Source organism: Sorangium sp. So ce1153 (assembly GCF_051521595.1).
Taxonomy (GTDB): domain Bacteria; phylum Myxococcota_A; class Polyangia; order Polyangiales; family Polyangiaceae; genus Sorangium.
The window spans coordinates 7597732-7610050 of record NZ_CP150361.1 but is presented as its reverse complement, the minus strand read 5'-3'; the positions used below and the strand labels follow the sequence as shown (position 1 = coordinate 7610050).

Sequence of the window (12319 nt, the reverse complement as noted above, 5' to 3'; positions counted from 1 at the left end):
GACGACGACGGGCCGCCGCGCCCGTCCGGACCAGCCAGCGCGGCGGCGCGCGGCCGTCCGTCCGGCGCGCGGGGCCCTCTCCACAGTGAAGAACAGCCATGCTCCGGTACCGCGCCGATATCAAGACGCTCCTCTTCGTAGCGACGTATTTCGCCCTTGTCGCTGCGCAGTGGGCCTTCGCGCCGCGCGCGCTCTGGCTCGCGATTCCGCTCCTCGCCACGACCTGCGCGTTCTCGTTCCTCGGCGCGGTCGCGACCCACAACTCGGTCCATTGCCCCGTGTTCCGGCGGCGATGGATGAACCGCGCCTTCCAGGTCGCGCTCACGCTCACGTACGGGCACCCGGTCAGCGCGTACGTGCCGGGTCATAACCTCAGCCACCACAAGTACACGCAGTCGCGGCGCGACGTCATGCGGACGACGAAGGTGCGCTACCGGTGGAACCTGCTGAACGGGCTCCTCTTCATGAGCCGCGTCGTGCGGGACATCCTGCCCGCCGACATGCGCTACTTCAAGGCGATGCACCGGCGGAACCCGCCCTGGTTCCGCCAGATGCTCCTCGAGTCGGCGGTGTTCCTCGGCGCGATGGGCGTCCTGCTCGCGCTCGACTGGAAGAAGTTCATCCTCTACGTCCTGATCCCGCACCAGTACGCCGCGTGGGGGATCGTGACCATGAACTACCTCCAGCACGACGGCTGCGACGAGGACAGCGAGTACAATCACTCGCGCAACTTCGTCGGCCGCTGGGTCAACTGGTGGACGTACAACAACGGCTTCCACTCCATCCATCACATGGAGCCCGGCCTGCACTGGAGCCTCTTGCCGGCCGAGCACGCGCGGCGCGTGGCGCCGTTCATCCACCCGAACCTGGACCAGCCGTCGCTCCTCGCCTACCTGTTCCGCAGCTTCGTCTGGCCCGGAAAGCGCCTGCGCTACGACGGCGCCCCGGTCGTGCTCCCGCAGGAGGAGCCCGACGAGGAGTGGATCCCCGGCCCGAAGGAGACGCCGGGCGACGTCTCGCTGGGCGCGATCGCGCCCAGCTGACAAACCAGCCTGACGAAATGGCACCTTGCGGCCACGACCGGGAGCCCCGGGCCGTGGATCTCGCAAGCATGCAGGGAGCTGGCCCGGCGCCTCGGCACCGGGCCGTCGCCTCCCCCGGTCAGCGCGTCGGGTTCTCCCGCGGCTGATCCCCCCGCGACTCGCCGCCACGGCGGCCGATCTCGGCCATGTGCTGGCGGTCGCCGCTCACGGCCTCGCCGCCCTTGCGGCCGATCTCGGCCATGTGGGCCCGGTCCTGGCTGACGCGCTCGCCTCCCCGCCTGCCGATCTCGGCCATGTGCTTCCGGTTCTGGCTGACGACCTCGCCGCCCTTCTTGCCGGCGGCGCGTGCCTCATCGCGCGTGAACTCGTGGGCCGTGCCCTTCTCGTGGGCTGCCTTCCCACCCTTGCTGGCGATCTTGCGCTGGCGCTCCTCGTCCATGGCGGCGAAGCCACGCTGCTGCCGCTCGTTGGCTGCCCTCTGCGCCGCTGACGACGGCGGGGGCTCGCTCGGCGAGGCCCCTCGCTCCTCCTGGTCCTCCTCACTCCTCGAAATCATCCCACGATCATCCATGCTCGCCATCATCCTCTCCTTACGGTTGGCTCGCTCGATTCAGGTCTCCGACCGGGGGCCTGCGAGCCGGTCAGGGACGGCGACGGCCGCCCCCTCCCGGGCCGGGAAGAGACAGCGACGGCCGTCCCCTCCCGGGCCGGAAAGGAACGGCGACGGCCGCCCCTTCCCGGTATCGGTCAGGGATCAGCGTTTGCCATCCCCTCCCGGTGCTGGTCGGGGGCGGCGTTCACCGACCCCTTCCAAGCTGCGGAAAGGCCGACAGACCCTTTCCGCGAGGGCCTGTTGTGCCGGGCGGAACAACGTCAAGCGGGCTGAAGGTTGGGATGCGACGAATTAGGGGGAGGCTCGCCGAGGGTGGTTGTGGAAACCGAGGCGAGCCTGGAAATACAGAGAACGTCGTGCTTCCCGAGCGGTCAAGCCCTCTTGGCGAAGTCCCGCATGAACGCCGTGAGGCGCTCCACTGACTCCACGGGTACTGCGTTGTAGATCGAGACCCGGATTCCTCCGGTCGACCTGTGTCCGGCGAGCCCCACCATACCCTCCTTTGCGGCCTCGGCGACGAAGCGTTTTTCCATCTCCTCGCTGGCCAGCCGGAACACCACGTTCATGTACGAGCGGCTCTCCTTCTCGACCGGAGCCAGGAAAACCTCCGGATTTGCGTCCAGGGTTTCGTAGAGCAGCTCACCCTTCTTGCGATTGCGTCGCTCGACCTCCTCGAGCCCACCGATCTCAAGCGTATACGCGAGCACGTTGCGCATGAGGTAGATTGCGAATGTTGGAGGTGTGTTGTAGAGCGAGTTGTTGGCAGCGTAAGTGGCATAACGGAAAATGACGGGAATGTCCTTTCGCGCGCTGTCAACGAGGTTCTTGCGGGCGAGCACGACCGTGATTCCGCTCGGCCCGATGTTCTTCTGGGCACCTGCGTAAATCAGGGCAAACCTGGAGATATCCATCTTCCGCCACAGGATGTCCGACGACATGTCTGCGACGAGCGGCACGTCGCCCGTGTCGGGCAGCCAGTGCCACTGCGTGCCGAACAGCGTGTTGTTCGTTGTCATGTGGACATAGGCGGCCTCCGGGTCGAGCGAGAGCTCGCTCTGGCGCGGGATGCGGGTGTACCGCTTGTCGACCGCGGTGCTCGCGGCGACGCGGACGGTCCCGACGCGCTTCGCCTCCTCGAGGGCCTTCTCCGACCAGCCGCCGGTCATGAGGTAGTCGGCGCTCCTGCCGGGCGGCAGGAGGTTCATCGGCACGAGGGCGAACTGCATGGCCGCGCCGCCCTGCATGAACAGCACGTGGTAGTCGTCCGACACGCCGAGCAGCTGCCGCAAGAGCGAGATCGCCTCGTTGTGCACCGCCTCGAACGCCTTGCCGCGGTGGCTGTGCTCCATGATGGACATGCCCGTACCCTCGAAGTCGAGGAGCTCGCGCTGCGCGCGCTCCAGGGCAGGGAGGGGGAGCCCGGCAGGGCCGGCGTTGAAGTTGTGGACGCGCGCCATGGTGCTTCTCCTGAAGTTCGAGTCGGCGGCTCCTGATGCCGCCGCCGCGGCCGTATACCACGAGGGGCGCCGCCTCCGCCCGGGCGAGCCGAGCTGCGGGCCGCGGCGGGCGCGGGCCGCCGCGCCGGGCTCATCACCTCGGGCCTGCCCGGGGCTGCGACCTGGGCTAGATTCATCGCTCCGGAGGGCGAGCGATGCTGGTGACCCGCGAAGAGATGGCGTTCGATTTCCAGGGCGCCAGGCTCGATCCCGTCAAGGACAAGGACGTCATCGTCTGGGCCGTCCAGCAGTTCCTCTACGGCGAGATCACCGGCGTCCAGATCGGGCACTGGCTCTACAACGCCCCCGACCTGGAGTCCGCGCGCTTCCTCGCGCGCCAGGCGGTCGAGGAGTTCCAGCACGTCGGCAACTTCCTCCGCATCCTCGAGATCCTCGGCGCGCCGCCGGACAAGGCGACCTGGAGCGTGCGCTTCCTCGCGACCGGGCTGATGGGCGGGGACTGGGCCGAGCACGTCGCGCTCGAGATGGCGCTCGGCGAGGGCCTCGTCCTCCAGGCCTTCTACGCGATGATCGACACCGTGGACGAGCCCGAGATCGTCGCGATCCTGAAGCGCGGGGTGCGGCAGGAGGAGCGCCACGTCGACTTCGGCGAGCAGCGGACGCGCAAGGCCATCGCCGGCAGGCCCGCGCTCCGGCGCCGGCTGCTCGGGCTCGCGCTCGTGTCGCTCTGGGGCGTGTCGCGGCTCGAGGCGTTCATGAAAAAGCGCCTGCCGATGGACCACCCGGCGCTGCAGCGCCTGCCCGCGCTGGTCCGCCACTCGGTGCGGGTCGCGGAGCTCCGCCTCATGCGGATCGGCCTGACCGAGGTGCCGATCTCGTCGATGTCCGCTGGCCGCAAGCTCGCGCTCGTCGCCGAGGCGTACGCGGGCAAGCTCGCGCTCGGCCTCGCGTCGTGGGTGCTCGCGGTGCTCCTCTTCCCGCTCCGGCTGGTCGGCCTCGCCGGGCCGAAGCGGCTGACGGACACGTACCTCAGCGACCCGCTCATCGCGCGCGGCGGCCGGCTCGGCGCCGGCACCGAAAACGGCACGGAGGACGACCCGGGCGACGCCGGCGAGCAGGCTGGCCCCGGCGGCTCCCCGCCGGGGCACGGGGCGGCGGCGCGTGCCTGAAGGCGGCGAGGAGCGAGGGGCCCGCGCCGGGGCGCTCGGCGCGGCGGGCTCCTCCGGCGCGGCGCCTGGCTTCTTGCCCGCCTCCAGGGAGCTGCCGCTCTTCGCCGAGCTGCCCGAGCTCGCGGGGCAGGTCCCGTGGCGCCCCCTCGCGCACGCGCCGACGCCGGTCGTCCCCTGCGCTGCGATCGAGGGCTACCTCGGCCGCGGCGGTGTCTGGGTCAAGCGCGACGATCTGATCTCGCCGCTCTACGGCGGCAACAAGGTGCGGCGCTTCGAGTTCCTGCTCGCGGACGCGGAGCGGCGCGGGGCGAGGACGCTCGTCACGGTCGGCGGCCTCGCGTCGACGCAGGTCACCGCCACGGCCCTCTTCGGCCGGGCGCTCGGCTTCGCCGTCACCGCCGTGCTCTTCGATCAGCCGCTCACCCGCTTCGGCCAGCGGGCGCTGCTCGCTGGCGCGGCCAGCGGCGCGGAGCTCGTCCACGGGGGCGGCTACGCGACCACCGCGGTCCGGGCGCTCCGGGCGCTGCGCCGGGCCGAGCGGCCCTACTTCATCCTGCCCGGCGCGTCGGCCGCGCTCCCGTGCCTCGGCTACGTCGACGCGATGCTGGAGCTCGCCGAGCAGGTCCGGCGGGGCGAGGCGCCGCGGCCCGATCGCATCGTGGTCGCCTCGGGGACGGGCGGGACGCTGGCGGGGCTCGCGCTCGGCGCGGCGATGCTCGGCTGGCCGACGACGGTCGTCGGCGTCCGCATCACCGAGCGCATCGCCTCGAACCGCGCCGTCGTGCGGTACGAGATCGCGAGCATGAAGCGCCTGCTCGCCCGGCGCGCGCCGCGCTTCACCCGGCGTCGGCTCCCGGCCGCCCGCTTTGCGATCGATCACCGCGCGATCGGCCCCGGCTACGGCGCCCCGACCCCGGCGTCGGTCGAGGCGATCCCCGAGGTCGAGCGGCTGATCGGCGTGCCCGGGGAGGTCACGTACAGCGCCAAGGCGCTCGCCGCGCTGCGCGAGATCGGGCGGGAGCGCCCGGGGGAGACGATCCTCCTCTGGCAGACGCTCTCGAGCGCGCGCCCGCCGCTCGCGCCGGGCGGCGCCGCGGCGCTCCCGGCCGCTTTCGCGCGGTGCTTCGAGGGCGAAGTCGCGTGCTGAGGGGCGCGCCCCGCGGCCGGGTCACTTCGCGCGCGGGCTGCTCGGGAGCCTGCGCGCGCTGAGGGACGCGCCCCGCGGCCGGGTCACTTCACGCGCAGGCTGTTCAGGAGCTTGTCGAAGTCGGCGCGCGCCCCGGTCACCGTCTTCTCGGGGCCGGTCAGCTTGAAGAACCAGAGCTCGCCGGAGGGCGTCTCCGCGATCGCGCCGAGCAGCGCCTGGTTCGGCTTCGGAGAGCCGGCGGGCATCCCGGGCATCCCGGAGCCGGCGAACGTCCCCTTCACCTCGACGACGGTGACCTTGATGTCGTTCACCTTGAGCTCGCTGCGCTTGGGCGCGTCGTCGCTCTTCTCGGAGAACTGGCCGACCCAGCGCGTGATGTTCGCGTCGACGCTGCCGCCGGCCTGGCTCACGCTGAGCTCGGCGTCCTCGGCGTCGCCCGCCGCGCGCTTGATCTTGTACGTGGCCTTGCGCATCGAGTTGGGGTTCGGCGCGCTCTCGAAGCTCGCGGGCGCGTCCCAGGCGAGCTCGGCCCCGGCTGCCTGCTGACCGGCGGCCGGCGCCTTCGGGGCGGCGGGCGTCGTCTGGGCGGGCGCGGCGGGCTTGCTCGCCGCCTGCGGCTCGGGCGCCGACGTGGCCGTCGGCTCGGGGGTCTTCGAGCACGCCGCGGCGAGCGCGGCGACGAGCGGCAGGACCATGGCGGAGCGGAGCTTTGTCATCGTCATCGTGGCGGGCCTCGGCGGGGGTTCGCGGCGACTTTAGTCTCCGCGCCCGGCGCCTCAAGCCGGATCGGACCGGCGCTGGCGCTTCCCTCGCGGCGGGTGGTCGCGTGGGCGCGCGGTCGGGTCGTGCAGCCGCGCCCGTCGCCGTGATACCACCAAAATTCATGGAACCCACCTTCCGGCGCGCCTTCAACGCTGCCTTCGGGCCGGCGACCTACGCGGACTATCTGGGCCGCCTCGAGCGGCGGCTCGGGTGCTCGATCCCGTTCCGCGTCGCCGAGACGCCGCTGTTCCTGCCGGCCGGGCTGCGCGCGGATCTCGAGCGCTCCGCGACGGAGATCGTGCGGCAGATCTCGAGCCCCGCGCTGATCGAGCAGATGAAGCGCGCGATCCCTGCGCACCTCGACGTCCCCGGGATGGACGCGCTGCCCAGCTGCGCGCAGGTGGACTTCGCGATCGTGCGCGGCCCGGACGGCGCGCTCGAGGGCAAGGTGGTCGAGCTGCAGGCGTTCCCGTCGCTCTACGCGCTCATGCTCGTGCAGACCGAGATCGTGGCCGAGGTGCTGGCCGGGGTGCCGGGGCTCGACCGGCGCTGGACGTGCTGCTTCGGCGGGCGGAGCCGCGACGACGTCGTCGCGCACCTGCGCCGCGCGATCCTCGCGGGCGAGCCCGAGGAGTCGGTGGTGCTGCTCGACCTCCACCCCGAGCGGCAGAAGACCTACCCGGACTTCGTGGCGACGAAGCAGCTCGTCGGCGTCGACGCCGTCTGCCCGACGGCGCTCGTCCGCGAGAAGGACCGGCTGTTCCGCCGCGTGGGCGGCCGGCTCGTGCAGGTCCGCCGCCTGTACAACCGCGTCGTCTTCGACGAGCTCGAGTCGAAGCGGGTCGAGCTCCCGTTCCGGTACGACGAGCCGCTCGACGTCACGTGGTGCTCGCACCCGAACTGGTACTGGACCTGGTCGAAGTACACGCTGCCCTACATCGATCACCCCGCTGTCCCGCGCGCGCGGACCCTGGACGCGATCGAGCGCGTGCCCGCGGATCTCGAGCGTTACGTGCTGAAGCCGCTGTTCTCCTTCGCGGGCTCCGGGGTGAAGGTCGACGTCACGCCCGAGCACATCGCCGCGATCCCGGAGGCCGAGCGCTCGCGGTGGCTGCTCCAGGAGAAGATCGCGTACGAGCCGGCGCTCCTGATGCCGGACGGGAGCGGGGTGAAGGCCGAGGTCCGGATGATGTTCCTGCGCGCGCCGGGCGAGCCCGAGCTCTCGCTCGTGCTCAACCTGGCCCGGCTCTCGCGCGGGAGGATGCTCGGGGTCGATCAGAACCGGGATCTGACGTGGGTGGGCGGCACGGTGGGGATCTGGCCGGCCGGCTGAGGGCGCGCGGTCAGGCGCGGAGCGCGAGCTGCCACGCGCCGAGGACGAGCCCTGCCGCGGTGGCGCCGAGCGCGACCTGGACGAGGGGGCGGCTCGTGCGGCTCGTCGTGGCGTGCTTGCGCAGCGACAGGCCGGCGACGACGCCGATCGCGGCGCCGCTGATCAGGCCGAAGACGTGCGCGCCGAGGTCGGCGCGCGGGCTCGCGCCGAGGGCGCCGAGCAGGGAGACGCCTCCCACGAGCGGCGCGACGAGCTGGAGGAGGTGGCGTTTCTCGCCGCTGTCCTTGTCGTGCGCGCGGTCGAGCATGAGCTGCGTGGCGGCGAGCAGGCCGATCGCGCCGAACACCGCGGTGGAGGCGCCGATCGACGCGTGGTGGTGGCCCAGGCTGTGGTGCCAGAGCGCGTTCGCGAAGTTGCCGATCGCGCCCGAGGCGACCACGGCGAGCGCCGCGCCGCCCGGCCCGAGGCGGCGTTGCACGGCGGAGGCGAACACCGTCCCGGAGATCATGTTGCCGAGCACGTGGGCCGAGTCGGCGTGCAGCGTGAGCGCGGTGATCGCGCGCCACGGTTCGGGCCCGATGACGAGGTCGGCGACGGAGGCGCCGCGCTGGAACAGGCGCCCGCCGCCGCTCGCGGGGCCGGTGACGAGGAAGAAGAAGAGGGCGAGCGCGGCGAACGCGACGCCTGCGACCATGGACGGCGGGTGGCGCGGGCGTTCGCGCGGGCGGCGCGGGGGCCAGTCGCGGTTCTCCGCCTCGTACCGATCGATCGAGCTTGCGGCGAAGGCGTAGTCCTCGTCGCGCACGAGGAGCACCCAGCCTGCCTGGGTGTACCGCACGGCGTGCCAAAGCTCGCTCGATTGCAGGACGAGGGCCCACTCGCGGACCTTGCGTTCCGGCATGACGGGCCCGATCGCCGTGATCCCGAGCCCGTGACCTTCTCCCTCTCCGCCGGGGGCATCGCTGTTCTGGATCATCGCCGCCCTCTCGCCGCGGGTCGGCGGCAGGATCGCGATCGGGACGAACCGTTCGCCTTCAGCACATCGGACACCCATACTGTCTTGTTCGCCCACGGCGGGTTCCTCCACGGTTCGTTGACCCAAGGTTCCTCGAAACCTGCGGATGAGCCTGGAGGCTGTCAACGCCGGCTCTCCGCCGACCTGGCCGCCTCTTCCCGGCGTCCCCGTTGCGGCCGGGCCCTTGTGCGCGCGGCGCAGCGGTGGCAGTGCGTGGTTGTGTCGACGGCCATCACGCAGGGCATCCGGGTCACCGTCTCGACGGTGTACGTCCCCACGCAGTCCTCCCCGACGGAGCATCGCTACGTCTTCGCCTACACGGTGCGGATTGCGAACGAGGGCACCGAGCCCGCGCAGTTGCGGACCCGCCACTGGATCATCACGCACGGGAGCGGGAAGGTGGAGGAGGTGCGAGGGCCTGGGGTGGTCGGCCAGCAGCCTTCGCTGAAGCCTGGCGAGCACTTCGAGTACACGAGCGGCTGTGTCCTCGAGACCCCTCGCGGCACGATGCGCGGCACCTACCAGATGCACCGCCCTGACGGCCGCGTCTTCGACGCCGAGATCGCGTCCTTCACCCTCGCGATGCCCCACTCGCTGAACTGACCCCCAACCCCTCCGAAAGCCCGCTCTTCCCATGGAAAGAGCCAGGGAGGAGGGGGTGCCCGTGCGCGTGGGCGGCGGGGTAGGGCCCCACGAACCCGAGCGCCGGCCCGCATCGCAGCGATCCCTGCCGGACCGACTCTCCCGTACGTGCGGCAATAGCCTTCTACAAGGCGCGAGTTCGTGGGAGGGGGCCCCGCCGCCCACGCGCACGGGCACCCCCTCCTCCCTGGCTCCGTTGCCCGTGGGTCAGCCGGCGGGCGCCGGCTCCACCGCCGCCCCGTTGGTCTTCGCCTTCTCCGCGTCCCCGCCGCTAGCCGCCGAGGCCGCCGAGAACTTGAACGTGAAGTCGTCCCCTTCGAAGTCGATGGCGACGTTCCCTCCGTTCTCGAGGGCCCCGAAGAGCAGCTCATCCCCGAGCCGCCGCTTGATCTCGTTCTCGATGACGCGCCCGAGCGGCCGCGCCCCGTTCGCCGGATCGTACCCGCGCGTCGCGAGCTCGGCCCGCGCCCGATCGGTCACCTCCACCGTGACCGCCCGGTCCGCGAGCATCGCCGCGAGCTCGCCGATGAACTTGTCGACGATGCTCCCCATCACCGACGGATCGAGCGGCCGGAACATGATGCGCGCGTCCAGCCGGTTCCTGAACTCCGGGCTGAACGTGTTCTTGTAGGCCTTGTCGTCGTCGCCCGCCGTGCCCCGCTCGCCGAAGCCGACCCGCGCCTGCGCGAGCTCCCGCGCGCCCACGTTGCTCGTCATGATCAGCACCATGTGGCGGAAGTCGCTCTTCTTGCCGTTGTTGTCGGTCAGCGTGCCGTGGTCCATCACCTGGAGCAGCACCTGGAACACGTCCGGGTGCGCCTTCTCGATCTCGTCGAGCAGGAGCACCGCGTGCGGCGTCTTCGCCGCGGCCTCCGTGAGCAGGCCGCCGCGGTCGAACCCGACGTAGCCGGGCGGCGCGCCGATGAGCCGGGAGACGGTGTGCCGCTCCTGGTACTCGCTCATGTCGAACCGCAGGAAGCCGATGCCGAGCGCCTTCGCGAGCTGCTTGGCGAGCTCGGTCTTGCCGACGCCGGTCGGGCCCGAGAACAGGAACGAGCCGATCGGCTTCTCCGGCGCCCGGAGCCCCGCGCGCGACAGCTTGATCGCGGACGAGAGCTGCTTCACCGCCTCGTCCTGCCCGAAGATCACCGAGCGCAGCGACTGCTCGAGATCCTTGAGCTGCGCCTTGTCCGACGTCGACACCTGGCGCGGCGGGATCTGCGCCATCTTCGCGATGACGAGCTCGATGTCCGCTGTCTCGACCGTGTACCCGTCGCCGTGGCGCAGGCGCGCCGCCGCGCCCGCCTCGTCGAGCAGGTCGATCGCCTTGTCGGGCAGCCGGCGGTCCTGGAGGTAGCGCGCGGACAGCTTGGCCGCGGCTTCGACCGCGTCGGCCGTGTACGTGATCTTGTGGAACTCCTCGTAGCGCTTCTGCAGGCCCCGCAGGATCTGCGTCGTCTCGTCGACCGAGGGCTCCGTCACCTCGATGCGCTGGAAGCGCCGCGCGAGCGCGCTGTCGCGCTCGAGGTGGCCGCGGTACTCCTGGAACGTCGTCGCGCCGATGCAGCGCAGGCGGCCCGACGCGAGCGCGGGCTTGAGCAGGTTCGAGGCGTCCATCGTCCCGCCGCTCGCGGCGCCCGCGCCGATGATCGTGTGGATCTCGTCGATGAAGAGCACCGAGCCCGGCTGCTTCTCGAGCGCGCGCAGCACGGCCTTGAGCCGGTTCTCGAAATCGCCGCGGTACTTTGTGCCGGCGAGGAGCGCGCCCATGTCGAGCGCGTAGACGGTCGCGTCCTTGAGCGGCGCGGGCACGTCCTTCTTCTCGATCCGCTGCGCGAGCCCCTCGACGATCGCCGTCTTGCCCACGCCGGCGTCGCCGATGAGCAGCGGGTTGTTCTTCCGCCGCCGCGCGAGCACCTGGATCGTGCGGGCGACCTCGTTCTCGCGGCCGACGAGCGGATCGATGCGGCCCTCGGCCGCCTCCTTGTTGAGGTTCATCGTGAACGCGGCGAGCGGATCCTTGATCGACTGCGCGTTGCCGGGCTCGCCGCCCTCGTCCGACGCCTCCTCGCGGAGGCTGTCGTCCTGGCCCGTCTTCGAGATGCCGTGCGAGATGTAGTTCACGACGTCGAAGCGGCTGACGCCCTGCTCGCCGAGGATCGTCACGGCCGGGCAGTCGCGTTCGGCGAACAGCGCGACGAGCACGTTCGCCCCCTTGAGCTCCTTCTTGCCCGAGGACTGCACGTGCATGGCGGCGCGGCCGACCACGCGCTGGAACCCGAGCGAGAGCGTCGGGCTGGTGTCCGCGTCCTCCGGCAGCGCCTCGATCTCCTCGTCGAGGAAGCGCTCCAGCTTCTTCTTCAGCAGCGGGGTGTCGCCCCCCGCGTGCCGCAGCACCTCGGCCGTCTCCTCGTCGAAGAGCAGCGCGTAGAGCAGGTGCTCGATGGTGACGAACTCGTGCCGGCGGCGCGAGGCCTCCCGGGTGGCGAGCGAAAAGGCGATCTCAACTTCGGGGCTGATGCGCATGGTCATTCCGGCTCGGCGGTCAACCGAAGGGGCATTCCGTGCTCCTTGGCGAAGTCCTGGACTTGGGCGACCTTGGTCTCCGCGACATCCTTCGTGTACACGCCCGCGACCCCGTGGCCGCGGTGGTGCACGCTCAGCATGATGTGCGTGGCCTCCGTCTCGGTGCGGTGGAAGAACTTCATGAGGACGAGCACGACGAACTCCATCGTCGTGTAGTCGTCGTTGTGGAACACGACCTTGTAGCGGCGGGGCTTCTCGACCTTCCGCTCACGCTCGGTCGCGAGGTCGCCCTGCTTGTCTTCTCTTTCCTCAGGATCGTTCGGCATAAATCCGTCGGGAAGGATAGCAAGAGCCCCGCCCCGGCGAGCGGCCGACGAGAAACTCTCCCACCCCGGAAGCATGCTCCGCCGGAGTGGGTTCTGCACGCGTGGGGGGCGGGATTTTCCGTCCGCGTTTTGACGGTCAGGTCAGGGAGACGGGGGGAGGCAGGGCGTGCCCGCCCGGGGGCGACGGTCGGGTTCGCCCGGCATGCGACGTCCTCGTGACGTGCGCGCATGCGCGCGGGCGCGGCCGTCCCCCGGCGGGCAGGCCGCCGGGGGGGACGGCGCGGGC

The 12319-nt window shown here is 71.2% G+C and carries 11 protein-coding genes; 5 read left to right on the top strand and 6 right to left on the bottom strand.

Translation table 11 applies throughout. From position 1 onward, the window contains the following. Nucleotides 1-98 precede the first annotated feature (98 nt). Complete coding sequence (locus WME85_RS27380; protein WP_437825308.1) at nucleotides 99-1043, top strand: fatty acid desaturase family protein; 945 nt, start codon at nucleotides 99-101, stop codon at nucleotides 1041-1043. Between the two features lie 118 nt (nucleotides 1044-1161). On the opposite strand, the gene WME85_RS27375 is transcribed toward WME85_RS27380, so the two are convergent. Together WME85_RS27375 and serC are read right to left on the bottom strand one after the other, a co-directional pair. Beyond that, nucleotides 1162-1599 carry a KGG domain-containing protein gene (locus tag WME85_RS27375; RefSeq protein ID WP_437301973.1) on the bottom strand — a complete coding sequence of 146 codons (438 nt, stop codon included), beginning with the start codon at nucleotides 1597-1599 and terminating at the stop codon, nucleotides 1162-1164. A gap of 428 nt (nucleotides 1600-2027) precedes the next feature. Next, entirely contained in the window at nucleotides 2028-3113 is a 1086-nt protein-coding gene (serC, locus tag WME85_RS27370; protein ID WP_437301972.1) for a 3-phosphoserine/phosphohydroxythreonine transaminase, read from the bottom strand. A gap of 194 nt (nucleotides 3114-3307) precedes the next feature. On the opposite strand from serC, the gene WME85_RS27365 reads away from it, so the two are divergent. Beyond that, nucleotides 3308-4282 (top strand): ferritin-like domain-containing protein, encoded by a 975-nt coding sequence (locus tag WME85_RS27365; protein WP_437825307.1) that lies wholly within the window; start codon nucleotides 3308-3310, stop codon nucleotides 4280-4282. Continuing rightward, a complete protein-coding gene (locus WME85_RS27360) occupies nucleotides 4275-5429 on the top strand; it encodes a 1-aminocyclopropane-1-carboxylate deaminase/D-cysteine desulfhydrase (RefSeq protein WP_437825305.1) in 1155 nt (384 codons plus the stop codon). The genes WME85_RS27365 and WME85_RS27360 overlap by 8 nt, the downstream gene beginning before the upstream one ends. Nucleotides 5430-5512: 83 nt before the next feature. Here WME85_RS27360 and WME85_RS27355 read toward each other — a convergent pair whose 3' ends face one another. Beyond that, nucleotides 5513-6151 carry a hypothetical protein gene (locus tag WME85_RS27355; protein ID WP_437825304.1) on the bottom strand — a complete coding sequence of 213 codons (639 nt, stop codon included), beginning with the start codon at nucleotides 6149-6151 and terminating at the stop codon, nucleotides 5513-5515. A 161-nt stretch (nucleotides 6152-6312) separates the two neighbouring features. Here WME85_RS27355 and WME85_RS27350 point away from each other — a divergent pair, with 161 nt between their 5' ends. After that, a complete protein-coding gene (locus WME85_RS27350) occupies nucleotides 6313-7524 on the top strand; it encodes a hypothetical protein (RefSeq protein WP_437825303.1) in 1212 nt (403 codons plus the stop codon). A gap of 10 nt (nucleotides 7525-7534) precedes the next feature. On the opposite strand, the gene WME85_RS27345 is transcribed toward WME85_RS27350, so the two are convergent. Beyond that, nucleotides 7535-8578: a rhomboid family intramembrane serine protease gene (locus WME85_RS27345; protein ID WP_437825302.1), complete on the bottom strand. Its 1044-nt coding sequence runs from the start codon at nucleotides 8576-8578 to the stop codon at nucleotides 7535-7537. 180 nt (nucleotides 8579-8758) lie between these two features. On the opposite strand from WME85_RS27345, the gene apaG reads away from it, so the two are divergent. Then, nucleotides 8759-9142 (top strand): Co2+/Mg2+ efflux protein ApaG, encoded by a 384-nt coding sequence (apaG, locus tag WME85_RS27340; RefSeq protein WP_044965505.1) that lies wholly within the window; start codon nucleotides 8759-8761, stop codon nucleotides 9140-9142. 246 nt (nucleotides 9143-9388) lie between these two features. Here the strand turns inward: apaG and clpA are convergent, their stop codons facing one another. Both clpA and clpS read right to left on the bottom strand, forming a co-directional pair. Continuing rightward, nucleotides 9389-11713, bottom strand: coding sequence for an ATP-dependent Clp protease ATP-binding subunit ClpA (clpA, locus tag WME85_RS27335; protein WP_437301966.1), 2325 nt, complete (start codon nucleotides 11711-11713; stop codon nucleotides 9389-9391). Beyond that, nucleotides 11710-12033 (bottom strand): ATP-dependent Clp protease adapter ClpS, encoded by a 324-nt coding sequence (gene clpS / locus WME85_RS27330; protein ID WP_436619475.1) that lies wholly within the window; start codon nucleotides 12031-12033, stop codon nucleotides 11710-11712. Before clpS ends, clpA begins: the two co-directional genes overlap by 4 nt. Nucleotides 12034-12319: the final 286 nt, after the last annotated feature.